Raw genomic sequence first — 25,269 nt, forward strand, 5'->3', positions numbered from 1 at the left:
GGGAAGGCCGCCCGAAAACGTTTTACAGGTGTAACACCTGTTAAGGTATGTGGGTGAGTGAGACAGCCCTGCGATCCCGGAAGCCCTCCGTCCACCGACTGCCGGTCACCGGCGTCCTGCGGCTCAACAGCCCCGCGGAGATCTGGTACAAACCCGCGCTGAGCGTGGTGGTCGCCTCGGCCGTCCCCGACCTGCTGCTGTACTCCCTGGGCCGCCTCGACCTGGTCATGTACACCATGGCGGGCTCGCTCTGCGCGCTCTACGGACACCACCTGCCGTACGCGCGCCGGGCGCACGCGGTGCTCCGTGTGGTCCTGGGGATGGCCGCGGGCCTCGCCGTCGCCCTGCTCACGGCCTCGCTCACCGACTCGGCCGCCGTACTGATCGCCGTCGGCGCCCTGCTCGCCGCCGTGCAGAAGGTCTTCTGCGACGCGACCCGCATCGGTCCGCCCGGCAACGTCATCTTCGCCTTCGTCACCTCGGCCGCGCTGTTCGCCCCGCAGGAGCCCGGGCAGGTGCCGGGCCACGTGGCGCTGATGCTCGCCGCGGGCGCCTTCGCCTGGCTGGTCACCGCGGGCCCCGCCCTCTGGCACAGGGAAGGGCCGGAACGCCTCGCCACCGCCCGCGCCCTGGACGCCGCCGCCGCGTACGCGGAGCATCCCGGCGCCCGGAGCCGGCACGCCGCGGCGGCGGCGGTGCAGGGTGCGTGGCAGTCACTGCTGGCCTCGGGCCGCCCCACTCCCGTGCGCCGGGGGCTCGAACGGCTCGTGGTCCATGCCGAGCGCGCCCTCGCCGTTCCCGCGGCCGACGGCCCCGTCCCCGGAGCCCGCCCCGACGCACTGCGCCGCTGGGCGCGGGAGACCCGCGCCCGAGGTCCCGTGCCCGGCCCTCCGCCCGCGCCGGGCACGGTCGAGCAGCTCTTCGGGATCGACGCCGAGCGGACCGGGCGGCGGATGCGCCACGGCCGGCGCGCGGCCCGGCGCCGGCTGCTGCGCGCCCTCGGCCCCGGCTCGCCGGTGCTGCCGGTCGCCGTCCGCACGCTGGTCGGCTGCGCCCTGGCCGGTTACGCGTCCGCGGCGCTCGGGGTCGGGCATCCGTACTGGGCGATCGTCACCGCGGCCTCCGTCCACCAGGCGAACCTCACCCTCTCCTGGAGCCGGGGCCTCCAGCGGACCGTCGGCAACCTGCTCGGCGTGCTGGTCTTCGCGGCCGTGCTCCCGCTGGCCCGGACCGGCGCGCCCGCCCTCGTGCTGTGCGTCCTCCTCTGCGGCTTCGCCGCCGAGGCCCTGATCACCCGCAACTACTGGCTCGGCTCCGTCGCCGTCACCCCGATGGCCCTGCTGATCCTGGAGTTCGGCGGAGTGCAGCCGGCCGCCCGGCTGATCGAGGACCGCGCCCTGGACACCCTCGTCGGTGTCGCGGTCGGCCTCGTCGCCGCGGTCGTCGTCACCAACCGGCGGGCGTCCGGACGGGTCGAGCGGGCGCTCGACGCGGCGGGGGAGGCCCGGGACCGCGCCGAGCGGACGGCCGCCGACCCCGCGGCCGGCGCCCCGGCGCTCGAAGCGGCGCGCCGGGCGCTGACCGCCGCCCTCGTCGAGCTGCGCGACGCCGGTGACGTCGCGTCGGGTGAATGGTGGCAGCGCGCGCTTCCCGAGGAGGAGTTGCTCGCCGCTGAGCAGGCAGGACACCGTACGCTCGCGGCGACAGCACAACGGCAGGGCCTGATCACCCTGCCCCCGGCGAACGGAGCGGTGTGACCGACGACATCGTGGCCTCGGTGGTACGGCAGTGGCAGGCCGTCAAGCCGGGACTCGACACCGGACCGATGGAGCTCATCGGCCGCATCAACCGCTGTGCGGCCCTCCTCCAACAGGCCGAGGACGCACCCCTGCGGGCCGCCGGGCTGACCCGCGCCGAATTCGACCTGCTCGGCGCGATGCGGCGCACCGACCGCGAGCTGACCCCCGGCGAACTCGCCCGCGAGACCTTCTCGTCCGGAGCCGCCGTCACGAAACGACTGCGCGCCCTCCAGGACTCCGGGCTGATCGCACGCCGCAGTGACGCCCGGGACCGCAGGGTGGCGCACGTCGGACTGACCGACACCGGACGAGGCCTGGTCGACCGGCTGCTGCCCGAACAGCTCGCCTACGAGCGCTCGGTGCTCTCCGGGCTCGACGAGGAGACCCGTACCGGCCTCAGCGGGCAGCTCGGTGAGCTGCTGGTGCAGCTGGAAGGCCGGCTCGGAGGCCGTCGCTGACGTCCGGGGGCCGCCGGACCCGCCCGGGTCCGCACCGACGGCTCCCCGGACGCCGGCCGAACGGACCCCCCCGGCCCCGTACCCCCGGCCCCCGTACCCCCGGCCCCCGTACCACCGGCCCCCGGATCCCCCCCACCGTCGGGTCCCTCCTGAGCGCTTGGTCTCTCCGGCCCGGCGGCCTCTCCGGCCCCGGCGGTCTCCCCCGAGGTGCGGGGTGTACCTCACGGAGCGTGAGGGCGTGCGGGAGCGGTGCGGCCCGTCCCGGAGGCCGTGCGCCGCCCCCGGATCCGGCGCCGCGCGCCCCGTGGACGCGGCACCCGAAGGTCAGCACATCCGTTCGTCGAGCAGGAGTCTGCTCCGATCTGTCCGATTCGATCACCCGTGCGTGTGTCCTGCTCTGCGGTCACGGGTGATTCGTACGACGCGCATGCACTCGCTCGCCCGTGCGCACGTTTTCTCGTTCTTCCTGGGAATCGGCGCCCTGACGCGCCGGTCGCCCCGGGCTTCATGTCCCGTAGAGAGGGACGCGGGGAGGCGCTTTCTCCCGATTCCCGATCGATGTCACTCCTCGCGCACGTTCGGCAGCGGTGAGTGCGAAAACTGGTGAGTGTATAACCGCGAGCGTCCTCGCGCAGGGGGTTGGGCGAATATGCCGAGGCACTGTTCTGATCTGGCTAGGCTCACGCACAGTGAAGTCGAGTTGATATGAATTCGAGCGCTTGTGCACAACTATCCGTGCATCTGCGTATACCACCCCAAATCAACCGCCAGAGGGTTTAGATGGTCCGTGTCGAATCACCGCCGACCAAAAGAGACATCCCCGTGGTCCGCGCCGCGCTCCTGCCCGTCGTGCTCATGGCGGGCGCCACCGCGGCCGCCGCGGTCCCGGTCACCGGAGCCGCGCGGGCGGCAGTCGTCTGGTGCGGCGCGGTCGCCACCGTCGTGGTCGCCACGCTCGCCGTCGTGATGAACCGCCGGCGCCGGGCGATGCGCGTCCAGCGCGCCGAGTACGAACGGCGGATCGCCGCCCTGGAACACCGGATCGCGTCGCACGACCGGGAGACCGAACGGCTCAGCAAGGAGCTCCTGCCCGCCGCCATCCGCCGGCTGCGCGCCAGCAACTCCCCCCAGGAGGTCATGCGCGACATCGTCGACGCCGACCCCTCCTACAGCGACCTCCCCAAGGCGCAGCGTGCCCTGGTGCTCCAGGTCCTCGACATCATCGACAACGAGGAGGCGATGCGCGACTCCGCGCAGCGCGCCTTCGTCAGCGTCGCCCGCCGGGTCCAGGCCATCGTCCACCGCCAGGCCAGTGAGCTGCGGGAGATGGAGGACCACCACGGGCGCAACCCCGACGTCTTCGACGACCTCCTCCGCATCGACCACGGCACCGCGCTGATCGGCCGCCTCGCCGACTCCATCGCCGTGCTCGGCGGCGCACGCCCCAGCAGGCAGTGGCCCAAGGCGGTACCGCTGTTCAGCGTGCTGCGCGGTGCCATGTCCCGGATCCTGGAGTACCAGCGCGTCGAGCTGCACTCGATCGCCAAGGTCGCCATCGTCGGCACCGCGGTCGAACCGCTCATCCACGCCTGCGCCGAACTCCTCGACAACGCGACCCGCTACTCGCCGCCGCAGACCCGGGTGCACGTCACCGCGGTCGAGGTCCAGACGGGCATCGCCATCGAGATCGAGGACGGCGGGGTCAGCCTCAGCGAGGAGGCCCGCACCCGGGCCGAGAACATGCTCGCCCAGGCGCAGGCCGGCATCAACATGAACGACCTCGGGGAGTCCCCCCGCCTCGGCATGGCCGTGGTCGGACGGCTCGCCCGCATGTACCAACTCCAGGTCTCCCTGCGGCAGTCCGCCTACGGAGGGGTCCGCGCCGTCCTCATCGTGCCGCGCGACATGATCACCACCGGCCCCGCCCCCGGCATCGCCCACGGCATCGGCGCCACCTCGCGGCCGCAGAGCTCGCTCGACATGTCGCAGATGCAGCACGTGGTCCCGCCGCGCGGCAAGCACAAGGCGCGCCCCGCCACGACCGGCCCCGTGCCGTCCCTCTCGCCGCCCCTCCCGGCACCGGCCCCGGCGGGCTCCGCCGCGGTGCCCGCGCCCGCCGCGGCGGCCATGGGGGACGACGAGATCGTCGTGACCGAGTGGACCGACGGCGGACTCCCGCAGCGCCGCAGCAGGGGGCGCGCCCCCCTCGGATCGCACAACCTGCCGCCGCAGCAGACCGCGCCCGCCGCCGAGCCGGCCGCGCGCAACGGACACGGACACGGGGGCGGAGGCGGCGGCACGGCGCCGCCCGGCCTCTGGCTGGAGGCCTTCACCCAGGCCGTCAACGGCGTGCCCAGGGACCCGGGTGGCGACACAGACTCTGACGACGCGTGGGACAAGGGAGACCAGAAGTGATCCAGCAGCGGGCCAACATGGACTGGATGCTCAAGGAACTGGCCGACGACGTACCGAGCATCCACCAGATCGTGGTGCTCTCCGCCGACGGTCTCCGCATCGCCCGGCACGGCGGCGACCCGGACGTCGCCGACCGCCTCGCCGCGGCCTGCGCCGGACTCCAGAGCCTGGCCGCCGCCGTCGCCACCGAGATCCCCTACAGCGACGGGCTGATGAAGCTCGTCGTCATCGAGGTCACCGGAGGGTTCTTCTACCTGATGGCCGCGGGCGCCGGAGCCTATCTCGCGGTCCTGGCCGGCGAGACGGTCGACGCCGGACTGGTGGGGGCCCGCATGCGCGACATGGTCGTCCGTATCGGCGCCCACCTGACGAGTCCTCCGCGCCACGACGGGCAGGCCGGATGAGTCCTCCCCGACGCGAACGCCGTAAGGCCGACCCCGCGGTGAGCGACCCGGAACGGCTGTACGTGATCACCGGTGCCCCCGACGGCGAGAGGGCGGCACTCGACCTCGTGACGATGGTGGTGGCGCAGGCGGAACCGGCGCCGACGGTCCAGCCCGAACAGGCCGCGATCCTGCGGCTCTGCAAGGCGCCGCTGTCCGTCGCCGAGATCTCGGCCTACCTGAGCCTCCCCTTCAGCGTGGTCACCTCGCTCCTGACCGAACTCCTGGCGACCGAACTGATCGAGTCGCGCGCGCCCATCGTCCGCGCCGCGCTCCCGGACCGGTCCCTCCTCGAAGCGGTGATGCATGGACTCCAGAAGCTCTGACACGATCTCGGGCCCCCGCAGCGAGGACGTCCTCCCCGACACGGCCACGGCCGCGGTGAAGGTCGTCGTCGTCGGCGGGTTCGGGGTCGGCAAGACGACCATGGTCGGCTCGGTCAGCGAGATCCGGCCCCTGACGACCGAAGAGACCATGACCCAGGCCGGTGTCGGCGTGGACGACAACGTGGGGGTGGAGACCAAGACGGCCACCACCGTCGCCATGGACTTCGGCCGGATCAGCCTCAGCGACGAACTGATCCTCTACCTGTTCGGCACCCCCGGCCAGGAACGCTTCTGGTTCCTCTGGAACGGCCTCTTCGAAGGAGCGCTCGGAGCCGTCGTCCTCATCGACACCCGGCGGCTCCAGGTCAGCTTCGACGTCATCGGCCGGCTGGAGGAGCGCGGCGTGCCGTTCGTCGTGGCCGTCAACACCTTCCCCGGCGCGCCGCGCCACCCCGTCGAGGCCCTGCGCAGCGCCCTGGACCTGCCGGACGAGGTCCCGATGATCGACTGCGACGCACGGCTGCGCGCCTCCAGCCGCGACGTCCTGATGACCCTGATGCAGTACCTGCACAGCCTCGCCGTGCCGCTCTCCTGACGACGGCACCGCACCTCTCCCCGTTTCCGGACGGGCCCGTCCCCGCGCGCCCGGTCCCGGAACGTCCTCATCCTGGAGCCACTGTGACAACCCCCTTCCAGTACGAACCCGGAACGTCCGCGGGCCCGGTCCCGCCCCCGCAGTGCCCCGCGCACTCCCTGGGCATCGGCCCCGGCGGACTGCGCCGGCTGTACGGCCCCGAGGCCGAGGCGGACCCCGCGGGTCTGTACGAGAAGCTGCGTGCCGAACACGGCACGGTGGCACCCGTCCTGCTGCACGAGGACGTCCCCGCCTGGCTGGTGCTCGGCCACAGCGAGAACCTCCACATGACGCGCACACCCTCACAGTTCTCCCGCGACTCGCGGCGCTGGCGCGGCCTCCAGGACGGCAGCGTGGCCCCCGACCACCCGCTCGCCCCGCTCTTCACCTGGCAGCCCGTCTGCTCCTTCGCCGAGGGCGCCGAACACGAACGGCTGCGCGGCGCGGTCACCGACAGCATGGCCCGCATCGACACCCGGGGCGTGCGCCGCCACATCAACCGGTACTCCAACCGGCTCGTCAACGACTTCTGCGGGAAGGGCGGCGCCGAACTGGTCGCCGACTTCGCCGAGCGGCTCCCGATGATGGTGATGTGCGCGATCATCGGCATGCCGGAGGAGTACGGCGACCGGCTGGTCCAGGCCGCCCGCGACATGACCCGGGGCTCGGAGACCGCGGTCGCCAGCAACGCCTACGTGATCGGTGCGCTGGACCGGCTGGTCCAGCGCCGCCGGGCCGCGCCCGCGGAGGACTTCGCGACCTGGCTGGTCGAGCACCCCGCGGGCCTCACCGACAAGGAGGTCAGCGAACACCTGCGGGTGGTCCTGATCGTCGCCTACGAGACGACCACCAACCTCATCGCCAACGTGCTGCGCATGGTGCTCACCGACCCCCGGTTCCGGGCCAGGCTGAGCGGGGGGCACATGACCGTGCCCGAGGCGGTCGAGCAGACCCTGTGGGACGAACCGCCGTTCACCGCGGTCCTCGGACGCTGGGCGGTGGGCGACACCGAGCTCGGCGGGCAGCAGATCAAGGCGGGCGACGCGCTGATCGTCGGTATCGCGCCCGCCAACACCGATCCCGCCGTGCGGCCCGACCTCTCCGTCAGCATGGACGGCAACCGTGCCCACCTGGCCTTCAGCAGCGGCCCGCACGAGTGCCCCGGCCAGGACATCGGCCGCGCCATCGCCGACGTCGGCGTCGACGCCCTGCTGATGCGCCTGCCCGACCTGGAACTCGGCGTCGACGAGGCCGAACTGAGCCGCGCGGGGAACTTCATGTCACGGCACCTCGTGGACCTCCCGGCCACGTTCGCCCCCGCACCGCAGCAGGAGATCGACGAGGAACCGCTGCCCGCGGTGGCCCGGCCCCGTACGCACGCCGACTGGGTCGTCAGCTCGCCCCACGCGCCCGGTGCGGCCTCGGCGGGCCCCCTCCCGGCCGGGGCGCCCGCCGCCCCCGCCGCCACCGGCGCCCCGGAGGGCGCCGTCGTCCCGGCGCAGCGGAGCGGGCCGACCAAGGTGTGGCACGCCGTCGTCCGGTGGTGGAACGGCAACTGACGGCCGGTGCCGTGCCGGGTGCCCCGGGTCCGGGGCACCCGGCGTCCCGCCCCGTACCATCGAGCAGCGTGAAGCTGACAATTCTTGGTGGCGGCGGATTCCGGGTCCCTCTGGTGTACGGGGCGCTGCTCGGTGATCACGCCGAGGGGCGCGTCACACGGGTGACCCTGTACGACACGGACGGGGACCGGCTGGCCGCCGTCGCGCGGGTCCTGGCCGAACAGGCGGCCGGCGTCGACGACGCACCCGCCGTCCTCGCCACCGGAGACCTCGACGAGGCGCTGCGCGGGGCGGACTTCGTCTTCTCCGCGATCCGGGTCGGCGGCCTCGCGGGACGGGCCGCCGACGAGCGCGTCGCCCTCGACGAGGGCGTCCTGGGCCAGGAGACCGTCGGGGCCGGCGGCATCGCCTACGGGCTGCGCACGGTGCCCGTCGTGACCGACCTCGCGCGGCGCATCGCCCGGCTCGCCCCGGACGCCTGGGTCATCAACTTCACGAACCCCGCGGGCCTGGTCACCGAGGCGATGGCCCGGCACCTCGGTGACCGGGTCATCGGCATCTGCGACTCACCCGTGGGGCTCGGCCGGCGCATCGCCCGCGTCCTGGGCGCCGATCCCGACCGGGCGTGGATCGACTACGTCGGGCTCAACCACCTGGGCTGGGTGCGCGGGCTCCACGTCGACGGGCGCGACGAACTCCCGCGCCTGCTCGCCGACCCCGCCCTGCTCGGCTCGTTCGAGGAGGGCCGGCTGTTCGGCCCGGAGTGGGTGCGCTCGCTCGGCGCCGTGCCCAACGAGTACCTGCACTACTACTACTTCAACCGGGAGGCGGTCCGCGCCTACCAGGACGCCGACCGGACCCGCGGCGCCTTCCTCCGCGACCAGCAGGAGGGCTTCTACGCCCGGATGAAGGACCCCGCCGCCCCTCCGCTGGCCACCTGGGACCGTACGCGGGCCGAGCGCGAGGCGACGTACATGTCGGAGAACCGGGACGTGGCCGGAGCCGGGGAGCGCGAGGAGAGCGACCTGGAGTCCGGGGGCTACGAACAGGTCGCCCTGGCGCTCATGCGGGCCGTCGCCCGCGACGAACGCACCTCGCTGATCCTGGACGTGCGCAATCGGGGGACCCTCGCGGTGCTCGACGAGGACGCCGTGATCGAGGTGCCGTGCCTGGTCGACGCCAACGGGGCGCACCCGGTCGCCGTCGAGCCGCTCCCGTACCACGCGGTCGGGCTGGTCACCGCGGTCAAGGCGGTGGAGCGGGCGGTGCTCGAAGCGGCCGAGAGCGGCTCGCGGGAGGCGGCCGTGCGGGCCTTCGCGCTGCACCCGCTGGTCGACTCCGTCAGCGTCGCCCGCAGGCTCGTCGACGGGTACACCGCGGTGCACCCCGGGCTCGCCTACCTCGGCCGGCCGTGAACGGCGGGCCCGCGGTCAGGGAGCGGGTACCGCCCGCGGCCGGCCGGAAGGACCCCAGGACGGGGCGACACCGGTGACCTGGCACACCATGAGGTAGAGCGGGATGGGCGGCGTGTAGGGCGTGCAGCTCTCCGGGGTGTGGATCAGCCGGGGCCGGCCGGCCGGCACGTAGGCCCCGGCGGCGTACGAGGCCTGCTCCGGCCAGTCCAGATCCAGGTCCGAACCCGACGGGACGATCCACCACCACCGGTCGGCGTCGGCGAACACGCACCCGGCGCGCGGCAGGTGCGACATCAGCCGGAAGCCGTACTGCGCGGGGACGCCCACCGCGTCGTAGCCCAGCGTCGCCGACAGTGCGGGCGGCAGCGGAAGCCGGACCCGTTCCGCCGCACCGTCCTGCTCCTCGGGGCGGGCGCGCCGCTTCCCGAACAGCCGGGACAGCGCGCCCTTCAGCACGTCCGCTCCGGACCGCACGACAGCTCCGCCCACACGATGCGCCCGGAGCGGTTGCCCGCGCCGTGGGAACCCCAGGCCGCGCTCAGGGACTCGACGAGCAGCAGCCCGCGCCCGTGCTCGCCCTCGGCGGCGAGGGACAGCCGGGGACCGCCCGGCCGGCCGCCCTGGTCCTGCACGGAGATGCGCAGCCGGCCGGCGGTCCGCCGGAGCTCGCAGACCACCCGGGCGCTCGTGGTGTGCACCACCGCGTTGGTGATCAGCTCGGAGACGATCAGCACCGCCGCGTCGTGAGTGTCCCCGGCCAGCCGCCACCGGTTCAGCCAGGTGCTGGTGAAGCGCCGGGCACCGGCCACCGACTCACGGTGCGCGGGCAGGGCGAAGCAGTGACGGAGCGCCTCCGTCCCGGGGCTGAGGTCCATGAGCCGGGGGATGAGCGCACTGCCAGGTGCCACGACCGATTCCTCACAGTGGGGGGCTGTGTCACGCCGCGCACCGTCCCGGGAGGGGACGTGAACGAAGCGAACTTGGTTCGGTCACCAACTCTCCCCCTGACATGAACACTTGGCAAGGGGCACTCTGAAATATTCAGAGTGCCAGTGTCCCTGGGGACACGCGCATGGCACACTTCTCGCACACAGCGCATCGGGAGGTCTGAAGTGAGCGAACCGCGGTCCGCCCCGACCGTGGGTCAGGTCGTTCTGGGCAAGCGCCTGCAGGATCTGCGGGAGCGCGTCGGTCTGAGCCGCGACCAGGCGGCGAAGGTGCTCCGTGTGGCCCCGGGGACCATACGCAGGATGGAGACCGCCGAGGTCGGGCTCAAGATCCCGTACGTCCAGCTCCTGCTCAAGGCCTACGGGATCGGCGACGCGGAGACGGACGCCTTCGTCGAGCTCGCCGAGGAGGCCAACAAGCCCGGCTGGTGGCAGCGCTTCCACGACGTACTGCCCGACTGGTTCAGCATGTACGTCAGCCTGGAGGGTGCCGCGAGCCTGCTGCGCACCTACGAACCGCACTTCGTCCCCGGCCTGCTGCAGACCGAGGACTACGCCCGCTCCGTCCTGCGCACCGGCGCCGTCGGGCAGACCAGACCCGCCGACATCGAGCGCCATGTGGCCCTGCGCATGGAGCGGCAGTCCCTGCTCACCCGGCCGGACGCGCCCAAGCTGTGGGTGGTGATGGACGAGACCGTGCTGCGCCGTCCGGTCGGCAGCCCCGACGCGATGCGGGCACAGATCGACCGCCTCCTGGAGGCGACCGACCTGCCCCACGTGACCCTCCAGATAGCGGAGTTCGCGACGGGCCACCACCCGGGCACCTACGGCCCGTTCGTCCTCTTCCGCTTCGCCGTCCCGGAGCTCCCGGACATGGTCTACAGCGAGTACCTGACCGGCGCCGTCTACTTCGACGCGCGCCCCGAGGTGGCCTCCTACCTCGAGGTCATGGACCGCATGGCGGCTCAGGCCGCGACTGCACCACGCACGAAGGAAATCCTCAGGGACTTCCGCAAGGAGTTGTGATGAACCACATATACAACGGCATGCCGGCCGCCGACCTCGGCACCGAAGGCTGGTACAAGCCGTGGAGCGGGGGGAACGGGGGCAACTGCGTGGAGGCCATGAAGCTGGCCGACGGCCGGGTGGCGGTCCGCCAGTCCGCGGACCCGGACGGCCCCGCACTCATCTACTCCAACGGCGAGATCGCCGCCTTCATCCTGGGCGCCAAGTCGGGACAGGCGGACTTCCTGCTCACCTGAGCCACCGCCCCGCGCTCCCCGGCCGCGTCCCGCCGGGCCCCGGCCGGCGGAGCGCGGCCCGCCCCGGGCGGAATCCCGGTCCCCGGCCGGGCGGGACCCGGCCCACCGGACACCGGTCCGACCGGCGACAATGGGCGCATGTCACGACGCGCCTCCCGCCCGACCGGACCCACCGCAGCCTCCGCCGGGGCGGCCCCCGGACGGGCCACCGCCCCCGGGGCACCGTGCCCGTGCGGCCTGCCCGCCCGCTACGCCGACTGCTGCGGCAGGTACCACGCGGGGGCTGCGGCCGCCCCCACCTGCGAGGCTCTGATGCGCTCGCGGTACACCGCCTTCGTGGTCCAGGACGCCGCCCATCTGCTGCGCACCTGGCACCCCGACACCCGGCCGCCGGCCGTCGACTTCGACCCGGCCATGCACTGGACCGGCCTGGAGATCCTCGGGACGACCGAGGGCAGTGCCTTCCACACCACCGGCACGGTCACCTTCCGGGCCCGCTACACCGACGACGGGCGCCCCGACGCGCTCCACGAGAAGAGCCGCTTCGTCCGCCACGAGGGCGCCTGGGTCTACGCCTCGGCGGTCTTCATCGACTGAGACTCCGCCGGCGGGCCGGGCTGACCGCCCCGGAGCGGCGCCCGGGCGGGACGGGACCGCACCGCCGTCCGGCGGGCAGGGGCCCGGGCCTTCTGACGGGCGGGACCGGACGGACGGCGGGCCGGTCGGCGCTGACCGGCCCCGTCAGACCGGGGCGGAGTGCCGCTCGGCCGCCGGGGCCAGCTGCTGTTCCAGGTCCTCCGCGAGCAGCCGCTTGGCGATCACGTCGACCGCCGCCCGCAGCTGCCGGTCGTCCGGACGGGCCCCGTCCTCGGCCAGCCGGTCGTTGAGCCAGTGGGCCCAGGCCGCCGAGATCGTCGCCGCCTCGCGGCTGCCGGCCCGGGTGTGGGTGAAGATCCGGCCGTCCCCGGTGAGATAGCCCTCCTCCACCATCCGGTCGAAGACGGGCACCAGGACCTCCGGGGGGACGCGGTGCCGTGCCGCGATCAGCCGGAGTCCGGCGTGGCCGACCATCCGCGTGAAGAGGTCGACCTGCATCACGGCCCAGGCGCCCGCCGTGTCGAGGCGGGTGTCGGACTCCGCGACGATCCGCCGGGCCGTGTCGGGGCCCGCCCGGTGCAGGATCCTCGCGACGGCGGACTCGAGGACGTTCGCCGGGTCCCCGGTGCCCGGCCGGGCGAAGCCCTCACCCATGTCGGTGGAGCCCGCCCGGGCGCTGTCGCGCAGCTCGACCTGCTTCAGCAGGAGCGAGACGGCGAACCCCAGCAGGGCCACCGGCACCGTCCACAGGAAGACCGTGTGGAGGGTGTCCGCGTAGGCCTGGGCGAGCGGCGCGGTCTGTTCGGGAGGCAGGGCGTGCACGGCCTGCGGGCTCTCCGCGACCCGCGCCAGCGACGCCGGATCGCCGCCCGCCCGCACCGCCTGCTCGACGCCCTGGGTGAGGTTCGGCCGGAGCGCGTTGGCGTAGATCGTGCCGAACACCGCGGTGCCGAACGAGCTGCCGAGCGTACGGAAGAACGTCACGCCGGAGGTCGCGGTACCGAGGTCCGCGTAGTCGACCGTGTTCTGCACGGCGATCGTGAGCACCTGCATCGACAGGCCGATGCCGATGCCGAGCACCAGCATGGAGAGGGACTCCCGCCAGATCCCGCTGCCCGGTCCCATCCGGGACAGCAGATAGAGGCCGGCCGCCATCACGAGCGAACCGACCACCGGGAAGAGGCGGTAGTGGCCGGTCTTGCTGACCACGTTGCCGCTGAAGACGGAGGCGGCCAGCAGACCCACGACCAGTGGCAGGGTGCGCACCCCGGAGAGCGTGGCGGAGTCCCCGTCCACGTACTGGAGATACGTCGGCAGGTAGATCATCGCGCCGAGCATGGCGAAGCCCACGATGAAGCTCAGGACGGAGCACACCGCGAACACCGGGTTGCGGAACAGCCGCATCGGCAGCATCGGTTCCTTCGCCCGCGTCTCCACGAGGCAGAAGAGCGCCAGGGCGATCAGGCCCCCGGCGAACAGGCCGATGACGACCGGGGAGCCCCAGGCGTACTCGTTGCCGCCCCAGCTGGTGGCGAGGATCAGCGCACTCGCGCCGGCGGCGACCAGACCGATGCCCAGGTAGTCGATGACCGGGCGGCCCGCCGCCCGCACCGAGGGGATGGTGCGCGCGGCGGCGACCACCACCACGATCGCGATCGGGACGTTGACGTAGAACGCCCAGCGCCAGGTCAGATGGTCGGTGAACAGCCCGCCCAGCAGCGGACCGACGACCGTGGCCACACCGAACACCGCGCCGATGGCCCCCTGGTACTTGCCCCGGTCGCGCAGCGGGATGACGTCGGCGATCAACGCCATGGAGGTCACCATGAGCCCGCCCGCGCCGATGCCCTGGACGCCCCGCCAGACGATCAGCAGCAGCATGTCCGACGCGAGACCGCACAGGAACGACCCGGTGATGAAGACGACGGCCGAGACCTGGAAGATCAGCTTGCGGCCGAAGAGGTCACCGAACTTGCCGACCAGCACGGTCGCCACGGTCTCGGCCAGCAGATAGGCCGTCACCACCCAGGACATGTGCTCCGCGCCGCCCAGATCGGAGACGATCGTGGGGAGCGCCGTCCCCACGATCGTCTGGTCCAGCGCGGCGAGCAGGATACCCAGCACGATCGTGGCGAAGACGATGTTCCGGCGCCCGGGGTCCAGGACGGGCGGCGCTGCGGCACGCTGCGCGGCGGGTGGGGTCTCGCTGGCCGTGGTCACCCCCGCACCCTCACACCCGGCCCCGCGTCACGCATGCGGGGGCGGGCCGGACGGGTGGTCAGACCCGCAGGTCCCGCACACAGGCCGTCATCCGCTCCACGAACGCCTCGCGGACCTCCTCGGCGACACGGTCCAGGGAGAGGTACGGGTTGAGGTCCTCCAGCTCGACGAGCAGCAGGCCGCCCTCCCGGGTCCGGCAGGCGTCGACCCGCTGGATGCCGTGGGTGAGGGTGTTCCACTCGACGAAGCGGCGCGCGAAGGCCAGGTCGTCGGCGTTCGCCGCGTACGGTTCGAGCACCCAGCGCCGCTCCGGGTCCGGGGCGTGCAGGGCGTACTGGAAGTCGTGGTCGACGAAGTAGAAGGACACCTCGTGGCGGAAGTCGATCCGGGGCTGGACCAGCAGGGTGCCGTCGGACCCCTCGGGCAGCTCCGGCCGTTCCGTGAACCGCAGCCCCACCGAGTCCGCCCCGCGCTTGGGCTTGGTCACGTACCCCTCGGACGCGGGGAGCAGCCCGAGATCGGCCGCGCGGTCCACGGTCGGGATCACCGGGAAGCCGGCCCGGCTCAGATCGACCAGGTACTGCTTGCCCGCCATGTCCCCGCGCCCGTCCAGCGTGTTGCAGACCCGCGCCCCGGTGGCCCGGGCCCGGGCCACGAAGGCGTCGTACGCCTCCCGGTGGTGCAGGACCGGGCCGCTGTTGCGGACCACGACCGTGTCGAAGCCGTCCAGCAGCGCCGCCGCGTCCCGTGGGTGGCAGAGCGCGACGTCGAACGTCTCGCGCAGCCGGGAGGACAGGAAGATGTCCTCGTCGCAGTAGCGCCGCCCGCGCGCCTCGTAGGCGAGATCGGTGACGTACAGGACCGAGGGGCGTGCGTCGTGCGGGGCCATCAGGAGTGCTCCCAGGGGTCGGGTACCGGGCCGGCCGTCCCCGGCCGTGCGGTGCCGGGTCCCTCCCCGCCGTGCTTCCCGTGGTCCTCCCCGCGGGCGGCACAGCTGTTCCGGGTCCCGTCACCGCCCGGCATTCTCCCGCCCGGCCCCGACGCCGGATCCCGCGGGGTCCACCGGGCGGTGCGGCGGCGTCAGCGGATGTGGCGCCCCGAGATGGCCCGGGAGATGACCAGGCGCTGGATCTCGCTGGTGCCCTCGAAGATCGTGTAGATCTTTGCGTCCCGGTACATCCGCTCCACCGGGTGCTCCCTGCTGTAGCCCGCGCCGCCGAGGATCTGGACGGCCTTCTCCGTCGCCGCGACGGCCAGTTCGCCCGCGCGGAGCTTCGCCATGGAGCCCTGGCCCGCGTCGAAGGTCCGGTCGTTGCGGGCCATCCAGGCGGCCTGCCAGATCAGCAGGCGGACGGCCTCGATCTCCGTGCGGAGGTCGGCGAGGGCGAACGCGATCGACTGGTTCTCGATGATCGGTCGGCCGAACGCCTCGCGCTCCCCGGCGTACTCCAGCGCGTACTCGTAGGCGGCCCGTGCGATGCCCAGCGCCTGCGCGCCCACCGTGGGACGGCTGACCTCGAAGGTCGCCATGGCCGCCTGCCCCTTCGCGGTGCCGCCCTCCCGCGCCCGCGCCAGCCGGGCGTCCAGCTTCTCCTTCCCGCCCAGCAGGCAGTGGCCCGGGACGCGTACACCGTCCAGGAAGACGTCGGCGGTGTGCGAGGCGCGCAGGCCCAGCTTCTTGACGGTGCGGCCCGCCTCCAGCCCCTCGGTCCCGGGCGGCACGATGAACGCGGCCTGCCCGCGGGCGCCGAGCGCGGGGTCGACCGAGGCCACCACCACATGGACCTCCGCGATCCCGCCGTTGGTGATCCACGCCTTCTGGCCGGAGAGGACCCACTCGTCCCGGGCCTCGTCGTACCGCGCCCGCGTGGCCATCGCCGAGACGTCGGAACCGGCCTGCGGCTCGGAGACGCAGAAGGCGGCGACCTTCGGATCGTCCTCGTCGCCGTAGCACTGCGGGACCCACTCGGCGAGCTGGTCGGGGGTGCCGGAGGCGAAGATCCCGGCCACCGCGAGGGAGGTGCCGAACAGGGCCATGCCGATCCCGGCGTCCCCCCAGAACAGCTCCTCGTTGGCGATCTGGAGGGACAGCCCGGTCGGGTCCCCGAACATGTCGGCCAGCGACTCGAATCCGTACAGACCGATCTTCGCGGCCTCCTGGATGACCGGCCACGGGGTCTCCTCCCGGGCGTCCCACTCGGCCGCCGCCGGGCGGACCACCTGGGCGGCGAAGCCGTGCACCCAGTTCCGCAGGTCCTGCTGTTCCTCGGTCAGGGCGAGGGAGAAGAAGCTCACGGGCCTCAGGCCTTCGGGATGTCGAAGTAGCGGGTGAGGCCCGAGGCCAGGGCGACGTCCCCGGCCACCTTCAGCTTGCGCATCATGAACATCGTGACGGGATTGGCGTTGCCGGAGACCAGCCTGAGGAACTCGGCGTCGGCCATCACGAGCGTCGTACGCGGCTCCGCGTCGGAGCGGCCCGCGCTCACCGTGCAGGCCCCGTCGGCTATGGAGGTCTCGTAGACCTCCTCGCTCTCCCCGGTGATCTTCCAGCGGATCAGGGCCTCCAGCCCGCCGGCCGCCTCCGGGCGGAACTGCTGCCGCATCCGCCCGAACACCTCGCTCAGCACCCGGGTGCGCAGGTCACCGCGCATGACCTCGCCGAGCTGTCCGGCGGACAGCCCCTTCACGATGCGCGCGAAGTCCTCCGGCGAGACCGCGGCGAGATCGAGCCCGGCCAGTTCGTCGGTGAGGTCGCCGCTGCTGTTGTCGGCCACGCCAAATCCTTACTCCAGAGTAAACTTACTTCTGGGTAAGGTAAGCCGGTCGCCGCCGCGGCGCAAGGAGTGTCACCAGGCGTCGTTCGGGCGCACCGCGAGATGGGGGTGGCGGGCGGACAGCACCTTGTTGGCCCATGCCAGCTCGGACAGGGCCTGCTCCCGGTCGGCCCGGTCCTCGATGCCGAGCCTCGGACCCCGGAACCTGCGCACCTCGCGGGCGGCGCAGTCGGCTTCGAACTCGGCCTGCAGGATGTGCTGCGGTGTGCAGGAGCCGATCAGCGCCGCGACCCGGTCGGGGATCGGCACGGGGACGAGGAGGTGCGAGGCGGTCATGGGGTGTTCCCTCTCGGTTGGCCGGCCAGGAGGCGGTGTCGCGCGAGGGCCGGCGGGCCCCCGCTCCTCCTCATGTAACGGGACGCAGTTCCTGGTTTCTCGTTGAGAACGTCTCCGTGTCGCAACCGTCGGGGACTGACCGTCTATTTCGCGTTACCTGGCGGTAAGTTGATTCTGTGGGCGGGATGTGATGAGCCCTCAGTTGAGGGAATGGCCGCTGCGGGCCCGTAACTGCATGGCGCGCAGCACGGCTTCGGTGGAGAAGCGGCTCTCGGGGTCGGTCAACTGCTCGCCGAAGATGGCCTCCAGGCTGCGCATCCGGTAGCGGACGGTCTGGGGGTGCACATCCAGCAGTTCGCCCATCTGCGCGGCGGTGCCCCGGGTGTCGAGCCAGATCCGCAGGGTCTCGATCAGCCGCTCCCGGCGTGTGCTGCTGATACCGGAGACGGGTGCGAGCTCACGGGTGGCGAGCTGATCGAGCAGGGCGGTGTCGGAGAGCAGCCACAGGGTGATGAGGTGGTCCTCGCAGCGGAGGAAGGGCGCGTTCTCGATCACCCCGGTGTCGGCCAGTTCGAGGACGCGGCGGGCCCAGCGGATGGAGTCCGAGGCGCGGGCGGTCGGCACGGTCAGTCCGATGGCCGCGCCGCCCCCGGGGACCGTCCGGTCGAGCATCTCCCTGCGTGCCTCGTCCACCGGCCCGGGGACCAGCAGGTGCGGCTGCGGGTCGCCGGGGTCGATCAGCACGTCGTGGTCCGCGCTGATCCGATCGAGGCCGGCCGGTGCGCGCACGGCGACGAGGGTGACCTGCTCGGGCAGCGTCCACCCGGTCTGCTCGCAGAGTTCGGCGATGGCGCTGCGCGGGACCGGGCGGCCGGCCAGGACCAGGTGGAGCAACTGCCGGCGCATGGTCTCGCTCTGCTCGCCGGACCGGGACTGCACCTCCAGGAAGCCCTCGCGCGAGAGGGCTTCGAGCTCGTCCACGTAGGCGAAGAGCGCGTCGGCGAAGCTCAGCATCAGGGACGGCGAGAAGTTGTACCGCCGGCCGACCTTCTTCGCCCGGCGCAGGGCGACCCGGGCGCCCAGCCGGTAGGCGCCCTGGAGCGTCTCCATCGTCCGGCCCTCATAGGCCTCGAAGCGCCCGAACCGCCGGCAGATGTCGTCGCGCAGGGGAGTGGCGGATGCGGGCTCCGCGACCAGGTCGACGAACGCCGCCAGGCTCTGCTCCACGCCCACCTGGATCGCCTGGCCGTCGGGTCCGCCGAGCAGACGCGCGTACTCCGGATACGCCCGGGTGACCTCGACGCCTATCTCCTTGATCAGGGAAGGAAGTTCGGGTCGCATGATCGCGGCGAACTCCTGGGGGAGGGGCCCCAGCGGATCGCCGGTGTCCAGCGGCTGGATGAGTCTCGGCATGACCGTCCCCTCGCTCAACGGTGCCCGGTGCGGGTGGGGCGATCGGAGAAAGCGCTCCCACGGACCGACAGGTGTATACCAACATCGGCGCCGAAGATAGACCAAGTCGGGCAGGGTGCACACCGCTTGGGCGAGATCGAGGCGCAGGAGGCACACATCGTGGGTGCGTCATGGGGTTCCGGTGCAGGTGGCACGGTAACTGCTCACTTCCGGACAATGTTTTCGGCCGTCTCGGCGCACTCCGGCGCATAAACGCTGCCGAGCGGCGCCGGCTCGCGCGTTTTTCCCCGGGTCCGCCCGCCGCGGTGCGAGGCGCTCCGGGCCCGCGGCCGGAGACTCCGGCGGGAGACGCGTTCCGGGAGGACTCCCGAGGCCCCTTCGAAGGCCCTCGTCGAAATGCCGTCGAGCCCCTCCCGGGGGCGTGAAGATCCAGGTGGGACCCCGGTCGAGCCTCGAATTCTGCGCACCAAGTGACAAGTGCGGCAGGGGAATTAGTGACGTGCGGACGAGTAATCGAACTCGCGTCACCAATCTTGACCGCCGCCATTGTGCTCAAAGTTTCCCGCAAGTAACGTCACGCCCTGTCACAGAACGTGTGTGGCTGAAAGAGCAGCACGGCCCCCACGCAACACGATTCTTCGCGGCACTCCCTGCGTCTTTGCAGGAATGCGAGTGCCTTCCCCGCATCAGTGCATCCGCACTGCCGAATCGGAGGAACTCACTGTGCGCAACTCTCTCAGGAAGATCGCCCTGGCGGCCGGTGCCGCCGCGGCCGCTGTCACCTTCGGGGCCACCACCGCCTCCGCAGGGGTCGCCGCCCCGACGTGGACGGTCGGCCCCAGCTCCCCGGAGACGTTCTCGGCGAGCTCCGGCACCGTCACCCTGGTCCTCAACGGCGTTCCGATGACGTGTACGTCCTCGGCGGCGTCGGGCAACCTGGCCACCGCCTCCGGCACGACCAACGTGCAGGTCGGCACCATCGCTCCACTGACCTGGAGCGGCTGCACCAGCCCGTTCGGCCCGGTGACCCCGACCGCCGACACCTCCACCTCGTGGAAGCTGAACGCGAACACCTACAGCTCCGGCGTCACCAGCGGGTACATCTCCGGGGTCAAGGCCACCCTGAAGGTCCTCACCTGCACCTTCACCGTGACGGGGAACGTCGCCGCCACCTACACCAACTCCACCGGGGTGCTCGCGGTCAGCAACAACGCCACCTACAAGCTGACCGTCGCCACCGTCACCTCGGGCTGCGCGGGCATCGCCGCGGTGGGCAACAACCCGACCTACACCGCCAACTACAACGCGGTCACCCCGAGCGGCGGCAGCACCAAGCCGACCATCGTCTACACCCCCTGATCCGGCCGCACGCCGGCAGGGGGTGACGCGGGACCGTACGGCGGCGCCGCCGTACGGTCCCGCGTCCCGGGGCGGCGCCGGGCGTCCCCCGGGGACGGGTCCGCGCCGGGCCGCCCGCCGGGCGCGTTCCCCGGTCCGTCGCAGCCCGGTCCCCGCGCACAGGGGCCCGGCGCTCCAGGCACGTCCGTCCGAAGGGGACCACCGACCGGGAGGTCAGTCGTATGACAGGAGTGCGCAGGCGCACGGTGCGCGGGGCCGCGGCGGCCGCCGCCGTGCTGCTGGGAGGCATGGTCCCCGGTGCGCAGGCCGTGTCCGGTGTGCAGGAGATCGACCTGGAGCTGGCCTACACCTGCGAACTGCCCGAGGGCGAGCAGCCGGTGACGGTCAGGATCACCGGGGAGCTGCCCGAGTCGGCCCGGCCCGGAGAGGCGGTCCAGCCCGAGGGCGTCGCCCTGGAGACGACCCTGCCCGAGGGCGCGATCCCCGTGCCGGACGGTTCCACGGCGGCGAGCGTGAGCGCGGAGGCGACCCTGGCCGTCGAGGTGTCCCAGCGGGACCAGCACGCCCCGGTGGAGTGGATCGGCACGACCGCCGGGTCCGTGCCGGTCCCGGAGGAGGGGGACCTGCCGCTGACCACCTCGGGCACCGTCCCGTACGTCAAGCCCGGGGGATCCGGGGACCTGGGCTTCGACGCCGGAGCGCTGTCGCTGGAACTCACCCTGCGGACCGCCGGGGGGACCCCCGCGGAACCACCGGCCGTCTCCCTGGAGTGCTCCGTCGACCCCGGCCAGGAGACCCGCCTGGCCGGCATCGCCGTCAGCGGCGAGGGCGGTGAGGGCGGTGAGGGCGGAGAAGACGGTGACGGCGCGTCCGCCTCCGCCCCGTCCGCGACCGCTCCCGCCGGCCGGGGGAAGGCGGACGGCGGGACGGCGCCCGAGGTGGGCGCCAGGGCGGAGCAGCCCGCCGCCGACGCCCCTCCGTGCGTCGGCGACGTGAACGACGATCTCAACCTGAACGCCTATGTGGCCGGCTACGCCAACGTGACGAAGCTCGACGGGGCGACGAAGTTCCCCCCGGCCTGCACCCAGATCGCGCAGGGGCCGACCCGCGTCGACCTCTCCGAGCCGGGGTTCACGCACATCTACCAGGACTCCACCGTCCTGCTGGACTACCGGGGCGAGCCCCGGCTGCCGCCCGCCTCGGGCACCTTCCTGACCTTCGGGTTCATGCCGACCACGGCGACCCTGGAGATGACACAGGTCCCCCCGGGCACCGACGCCGAGGGGACCCCGGACTACAACGTGAAGTCGCATCTGGTGGTCGACTGGTCCGACTTCAGCAACACGGGCGTGACGACCATCGACCTCGACCTCATGCTCCGCCTCCGCGACGTCGAGGTGAACGGCGTGCCCCTGGACGTGGGGGACGACTGCCGGACCAGCAAGCCCTTCACGCTCTCCCTGGAAGGACGGATGACGGCGAAGGACGGAGTCACGACCGGCTACACCCTGGCGACGGGCGGCGTCCTGACGGGATCGGTGACCCTCCCTCCGTTCAACGGGTGCGGGACGGGCGGCGAGGACCTCGACAGCCTCTTCACCGCGTCGCTGTCCGGCGTGCCCGGACACGTCAAACAGGTGCAGGGAGCCCCGTGCGCGGCCCAGCAGCACGTGCCGGGCTCCGAAGGGTCCGTCTGCACGGACGCCTACGAGCCGGTCGACGTGCCCGTCGCGGTCCGCTGACCCGGAACGCCCTGCCCGAACCGATCGCACCGACCACCGCACCTCCCGCGAGCCGCTGACGAAGTGAGGGAACCATGAGAACCGTTCCGAAGACCTGGACCAAGGCCGCCGGCGCCGTCGCCGCGTCCGCCGCACTGGTCGTACCCCTGACCGCCACCCCGGCGGGCGCGGCCACGGCCGCCGCCCAGCTGAACGGGGCCTGGGCCCCGTTCGACCGCTGCCCGGTGGACGCCCCGGCCATGCTGGCGACGGACGGCGACGTCGACGTCCCGCTGTGCGTCACCTCCACCTCGCCCAACGGGACCATCAAGCTGGGCAACACCACGGCGACGACCGGGTCCACCAACCTGCAGTTCGGTGTCGTCCAGCACCCCGCGGAGGGGACCTACACGGTCGTCCCGCCGGCGGCCGGATCCCTGGTCAGCGGGAAGACCACCATCCCCGGCGGTCTGCTGGGCCTCATGTGCCCGAGCAACGTGCCCGTGGTCTCCGCCGTGTGCGGGCAGATCACCGACGCCACCCTGAACAAGGTGACCGCCACGGTCGAGTCGGCGGGCACGCCCACCGAGTTCAGCCTGGTCGCCGGCATCTCCTCCGGGCCGATCGTCAAGCTGCCCGTCAGGATCCGCCTGGAGAACCCGCTGCTCGGCTCCAACTGCTACCTCGGCAGCACCAGCACCCCGGTGGTCCTGCGCCCCGGCAACCTCAGCGCCCCCGGCTTCTCCGCCGCCCGGTTCAACGGTGACGGCTCGGCGAACCCGGACGAGGGCTCGCTGATCCAGATCGCCCTGTCCGGAGCGGCCCAGGGCGACAGCGCGTTCTCCGTGCCGAAGGCGAGCGGCTGCGGTCTGGCCGGCGCCCTCAGCTGGGCGATCGACCTCAAGGTCGGACTGCCCGCCGCGGCCGGGACGAACAACCTCGTCCTGAACGACACCAAGACCTACACGGCCGGTCTCACGGCCCCCGGTCTCGCGGTGCCCCACGCCGGCAAGCAGCTCGCCGACAGCTGGCACTCCGCGGTGAAGTAGCCGCGGCGCCGGGGCCCGGGACCGCAGCCGGTTCTTGTCATCCGGTGCGCGACGCCCCCTCGGCCGCCCATGAGCCCGCCCCGACCGGATGAACCCTGGTCGGGGCGGGCTTCGGCGTGCCCGGAGGCCGTCGCGAAGGCCGGCGTTCCGGTCCGCGAGCCCTCACTTTTCGACAGGTTTGAGATCACGAACACTCACCGGATCACAAGAAAAAGGCGCCCGGCAATCGCCTCGGAGAAAGTTCGTGAAGCGCTATTGCGGACTGAGGTTACCGGCCCGTAGCGTCCCGCTTGAGCCGCTCGGAAACACGTCCGTACCTGCTCGTTCGACGAATGCGGAGTCCCGGTCGCGCCCTCTCGGGCCGGGATTCCCGTGGAAGTCGCTCCGCACCCCCGGACCTCCCTCCGGGGCGGAGCACTTCCGTCCGCCGGAGTCTCGCGGCACCGTCCTTCCGGACCGCGTGAATCCGGTGCACCAGGCGTACGTGCGCAGATGTACACAAAGCCGCCGAGTGGGTTTGTCATTCGGTGACAAGTGATCCGGAAGGAGACCGATCTCCGGCGATTCCCGCTGTTCGACGGCTTGTCCCGGCGGATTCGACGGACCTACCGTGCGCCTCCCGGTGCACGGACGACGAGCCGTCCTTGCAGGTACCGGAGCCGGAGCGCACAGATGACGTCGTTCACCACCACTCCGAGGGAGGTCCGATGGGAATCGAAGTAGTCGTCGAAGGCCTGACGAAATCCTTCGGCAAGCAGAACATCTGGCAGGACGTCAGCCTCACCCTGCCGGCCGGTGAGGTGAGCGTCATGCTCGGTCCTTCCGGCACCGGGAAGACCGTGTTCCTGAAATCCATCATCGGACTCCTGAAACCGGAAGAGGGCCGCGTCCTCATCAACGGCGTCGACATGGTGAACAGCCCCGAGCGGGACATCATGGAGACCCGGAAACTCTTCGGCCTCATGTTCCAGGACGGCGCCCTCTTCGGCTCCATGTCGCTCTTCGACAACATCGCGTTCCCGCTGCGCGAGCACACCCGCAAGAAGGAGTCCGAGATCCGGCGCATCGTCATGGAGCGCATCGACATCGTCGGTCTCCTCGGCGCCGAGGGAAAACTGCCGGGCGAGATATCCGGCGGGATGCGCAAACGCGCGGGCCTGGCCCGCGCCCTCGTCCTGGACCCGCAGATCATCCTCTGCGACGAGCCCGACTCCGGGCTCGACCCGGTACGCACCGCCTACCTGTCGCAGCTCCTCATCGACCTCAACGCGCAGATCGACGCGACGATGCTCATCGTCACCCACAACCTCGACATCGCGGCCACCGTCCCCGACAACATGGGCATGCTCTTCTGCCGCAACCTCGTCACCTTCGGCCCCCGGGAAGTCCTGCTCACCAGCGACATGCCCGTGGTCTCGCAGTTCCTCGCCGGACGCCGCGAGGGCCCCATCGGGATGTCGGAGGAGAAGGACGCGGCCACCCTCGCCGCGGAACGGACCAACGGCGACGGCCAGGACCGGACCGGCCCGCGCACCGTCGTCCCGCAGCTGGAGCCCTCGCCGGGCATGCCCGTGCGGCAGGCGGCCCTGCGCCGCCGGGAGCGGGTCGTGTCCATGATGGGCGGGCTGCCGGAGGCCGCCCGCACCGCCATCATGGACAGCTACACGCCGACCCTGGGCGGTGGGCGCCGATGACGGCACCACTGCCCGTGCGGCCACCGGCGGAATCCGCCGGCAAGGCGGCCCCCCGCACACCGGGGCGGAAGCCGCCCTCGCGGCTCCTCGCACCCCTCCGGCAGACCGGCCGGCTGTTCGCACTCGCCCTGGCGGTGGCCCGCGCCGTCTTCCGCCGGCCCTTCCAGGTACGGGAGTTCGTCGAGCAGTTCTGGTTCGTCGCCAGCGTGACCATCCTGCCCGCGGCGCTCGTCTCCATCCCGTTCGGCGCGGTCATCGCCCTCCAGGTCGGCTCGCTCACCGAGCAGCTCGGCGCGCAGTCCTTCACCGGCGGCGCCAGCGTCCTCGCCGTCATCCAGCAGGCCAGCCCGCTCATCGTGGCGCTGCTCATCGCCGGGGCCGCCGGGTCCGCGATCTGCGCCGACCTGGGCTCCCGCACCATCCGCGAGGAACTCGACGCCATGGAGGTCATGGGCGTCTCACCCGTCCAGCGCCTCGTCGTTCCACGGGTGCTGGCCACCATGCTCGTCGCCGTCCTGCTCAACGGACTGGTCTCGGTCGTCGGCACGCTCGGCGGCTACTTCTTCAACGTGATCATGCAGGGCGGGACGCCCGGCGCCTACCTCGCCAGCTTCTCCGCCCTCGCCCAGCTCCCCGACCTCTACGTCGGCGAACTCAAGGCGCTGATCTTCGGCTTCATCGCGGGGATCGTCGCTGCCTACCGGGGACTCAACCCCCGGGGCGGCCCCAAGGGCGTCGGCGACGCGGTCAACCAGTCCGTCGTCATCACCTTCATGCTCCTGTTCGCGGTGAACATGGTCCTCACGGCGATCTACCTCCAGATCGTCCCCCCGAAGGGGGGCTGAGCG

At 72.2% G+C, this 25,269-nt stretch carries 24 protein-coding genes; 16 read left to right on the forward strand and 8 right to left on the reverse strand.

Features of this window, described 5'->3' with window-relative positions:
• Nucleotides 1–53 precede the first annotated feature (53 nt).
• From ABZ172_RS01825 to ABZ172_RS01860, 8 genes are all read left to right on the forward strand, one after another.
• Nucleotides 54–1,757 carry an FUSC family protein gene (locus ABZ172_RS01825; RefSeq protein WP_356879079.1) on the forward strand — a complete coding sequence of 568 codons (1,704 nt, stop codon included), beginning with the start codon at nt 54–56 and terminating at the stop codon, nt 1,755–1,757.
• Nucleotides 1,754–2,257 carry a MarR family transcriptional regulator gene (locus tag ABZ172_RS01830; protein ID WP_356879081.1) on the forward strand — a complete coding sequence of 168 codons (504 nt, stop codon included), beginning with the start codon at nt 1,754–1,756 and terminating at the stop codon, nt 2,255–2,257. The genes ABZ172_RS01825 and ABZ172_RS01830 overlap by 4 nt, the downstream gene beginning before the upstream one ends.
• A 780-nt stretch (nt 2,258–3,037) precedes the next feature.
• On the forward strand, nt 3,038–4,672 hold the full coding sequence (locus ABZ172_RS01835; RefSeq protein ID WP_356879083.1) for an ATP-binding protein: 1,635 nt from the start codon (nt 3,038–3,040) through the stop codon (nt 4,670–4,672).
• Nucleotides 4,669–5,076 carry a roadblock/LC7 domain-containing protein gene (locus tag ABZ172_RS01840; protein WP_356879085.1) on the forward strand — a complete coding sequence of 136 codons (408 nt, stop codon included), beginning with the start codon at nt 4,669–4,671 and terminating at the stop codon, nt 5,074–5,076. Before ABZ172_RS01835 ends, ABZ172_RS01840 begins: the two co-directional genes overlap by 4 nt.
• A complete protein-coding gene (locus ABZ172_RS01845) occupies nt 5,073–5,441 on the forward strand; it encodes a DUF742 domain-containing protein (RefSeq protein WP_356879087.1) in 369 nt (122 codons plus the stop codon). The genes ABZ172_RS01840 and ABZ172_RS01845 overlap by 4 nt, the downstream gene beginning before the upstream one ends.
• Entirely contained in the window at nt 5,422–6,036 is a 615-nt protein-coding gene (locus tag ABZ172_RS01850) for an ATP/GTP-binding protein (RefSeq protein WP_356879089.1), read from the forward strand. The genes ABZ172_RS01845 and ABZ172_RS01850 overlap by 20 nt, the downstream gene beginning before the upstream one ends.
• Before the next feature lie 83 nt (nt 6,037–6,119).
• A complete protein-coding gene (locus ABZ172_RS01855) occupies nt 6,120–7,634 on the forward strand; it encodes a cytochrome P450 (protein ID WP_356879091.1) in 1,515 nt (504 codons plus the stop codon).
• A 68-nt stretch (nt 7,635–7,702) separates the two neighbouring features.
• Nucleotides 7,703–9,049, forward strand: a complete 1,347-nt coding sequence (locus tag ABZ172_RS01860; RefSeq protein WP_356879093.1) for a 6-phospho-beta-glucosidase — start codon at nt 7,703–7,705, stop codon at nt 9,047–9,049.
• Nucleotides 9,050–9,064: 15 nt separating this feature from the next.
• On the opposite strand, the gene ABZ172_RS01865 is transcribed toward ABZ172_RS01860, so the two are convergent.
• Both ABZ172_RS01865 and ABZ172_RS01870 read right to left on the reverse strand, forming a co-directional pair.
• Entirely contained in the window at nt 9,065–9,505 is a 441-nt protein-coding gene (locus ABZ172_RS01865; protein ID WP_356879379.1) for a hypothetical protein, read from the reverse strand.
• Nucleotides 9,499–9,957 (reverse strand): ATP-binding protein, encoded by a 459-nt coding sequence (locus ABZ172_RS01870; protein WP_356879095.1) that lies wholly within the window; start codon nt 9,955–9,957, stop codon nt 9,499–9,501. The genes ABZ172_RS01865 and ABZ172_RS01870 overlap by 7 nt, the downstream gene beginning before the upstream one ends.
• Nucleotides 9,958–10,161: 204 nt before the next feature.
• Here ABZ172_RS01870 and ABZ172_RS01875 point away from each other — a divergent pair, with 204 nt between their 5' ends.
• The 3 genes from ABZ172_RS01875 to ABZ172_RS01885 all read left to right on the forward strand — a co-directional run bounded on the left by ABZ172_RS01875 (nt 10,162) and on the right by ABZ172_RS01885 (nt 11,855).
• Nucleotides 10,162–11,022: a helix-turn-helix transcriptional regulator gene (locus ABZ172_RS01875; RefSeq protein ID WP_356879097.1), complete on the forward strand. Its 861-nt coding sequence runs from the start codon at nt 10,162–10,164 to the stop codon at nt 11,020–11,022.
• Nucleotides 11,022–11,258 (forward strand): DUF397 domain-containing protein, encoded by a 237-nt coding sequence (locus ABZ172_RS01880; protein WP_356879099.1) that lies wholly within the window; start codon nt 11,022–11,024, stop codon nt 11,256–11,258. Before ABZ172_RS01875 ends, ABZ172_RS01880 begins: the two co-directional genes overlap by 1 nt.
• A gap of 138 nt (nt 11,259–11,396) precedes the next feature.
• A complete protein-coding gene (locus ABZ172_RS01885; RefSeq protein WP_356879101.1) occupies nt 11,397–11,855 on the forward strand; it encodes a YchJ family metal-binding protein in 459 nt (152 codons plus the stop codon).
• A 144-nt stretch (nt 11,856–11,999) separates the two neighbouring features.
• On the opposite strand, the gene ABZ172_RS01890 is transcribed toward ABZ172_RS01885, so the two are convergent.
• The 6 genes from ABZ172_RS01890 to ABZ172_RS01915 form a co-directional block, all read right to left on the reverse strand.
• On the reverse strand, nt 12,000–14,075 hold the full coding sequence (locus ABZ172_RS01890; protein ID WP_356879103.1) for an MDR family MFS transporter: 2,076 nt from the start codon (nt 14,073–14,075) through the stop codon (nt 12,000–12,002).
• 58 nt (nt 14,076–14,133) lie between these two features.
• Nucleotides 14,134–14,964, reverse strand: coding sequence for a hypothetical protein (locus tag ABZ172_RS01895; protein ID WP_356879105.1), 831 nt, complete (start codon nt 14,962–14,964; stop codon nt 14,134–14,136).
• Between the two features lie 191 nt (nt 14,965–15,155).
• Nucleotides 15,156–16,370, reverse strand: a complete 1,215-nt coding sequence (locus ABZ172_RS01900; protein ID WP_356879107.1) for an acyl-CoA dehydrogenase family protein — start codon at nt 16,368–16,370, stop codon at nt 15,156–15,158.
• 5 nt (nt 16,371–16,375) lie between these two features.
• Nucleotides 16,376–16,849, reverse strand: a complete 474-nt coding sequence (locus ABZ172_RS01905) for an SCP2 sterol-binding domain-containing protein (RefSeq protein ID WP_356879109.1) — start codon at nt 16,847–16,849, stop codon at nt 16,376–16,378.
• A gap of 72 nt (nt 16,850–16,921) precedes the next feature.
• The gene (locus tag ABZ172_RS01910) at nt 16,922–17,185 is read right to left on the reverse strand and encodes a hypothetical protein (protein ID WP_356879111.1); all 264 of its coding nucleotides are present in this window, start codon (nt 17,183–17,185) and stop codon (nt 16,922–16,924) included.
• Between the two features lie 198 nt (nt 17,186–17,383).
• A complete protein-coding gene (locus ABZ172_RS01915; RefSeq protein WP_356879113.1) occupies nt 17,384–18,598 on the reverse strand; it encodes a helix-turn-helix domain-containing protein in 1,215 nt (404 codons plus the stop codon).
• A gap of 723 nt (nt 18,599–19,321) precedes the next feature.
• On the opposite strand from ABZ172_RS01915, the gene ABZ172_RS01920 reads away from it, so the two are divergent.
• The 5 genes from ABZ172_RS01920 (at nt 19,322) to ABZ172_RS01940 (ending at nt 25,266) form a co-directional block, all read left to right on the forward strand.
• Nucleotides 19,322–19,957 carry a hypothetical protein gene (locus ABZ172_RS01920; RefSeq protein WP_356879115.1) on the forward strand — a complete coding sequence of 212 codons (636 nt, stop codon included), beginning with the start codon at nt 19,322–19,324 and terminating at the stop codon, nt 19,955–19,957.
• Between the two features lie 221 nt (nt 19,958–20,178).
• Nucleotides 20,179–21,699 (forward strand): DUF6801 domain-containing protein, encoded by a 1,521-nt coding sequence (locus tag ABZ172_RS01925; RefSeq protein WP_356879117.1) that lies wholly within the window; start codon nt 20,179–20,181, stop codon nt 21,697–21,699.
• 74 nt (nt 21,700–21,773) lie between these two features.
• Nucleotides 21,774–22,727: a hypothetical protein gene (locus tag ABZ172_RS01930; RefSeq protein ID WP_356879119.1), complete on the forward strand. Its 954-nt coding sequence runs from the start codon at nt 21,774–21,776 to the stop codon at nt 22,725–22,727.
• Nucleotides 22,728–23,434: 707 nt separating this feature from the next.
• Entirely contained in the window at nt 23,435–24,421 is a 987-nt protein-coding gene (locus tag ABZ172_RS01935) for an ATP-binding cassette domain-containing protein (protein WP_356879121.1), read from the forward strand.
• Entirely contained in the window at nt 24,418–25,266 is an 849-nt protein-coding gene (locus tag ABZ172_RS01940) for an ABC transporter permease (protein WP_356879123.1), read from the forward strand. Before ABZ172_RS01935 ends, ABZ172_RS01940 begins: the two co-directional genes overlap by 4 nt.
• The last annotated feature ends 3 nt before the right edge of the window (nt 25,267–25,269 follow it).

The sequence above is a fragment of the Streptomyces sp. NPDC006296 genome (assembly GCF_040613235.1).
Classification (GTDB): domain Bacteria; phylum Actinomycetota; class Actinomycetes; order Streptomycetales; family Streptomycetaceae; genus Streptomyces.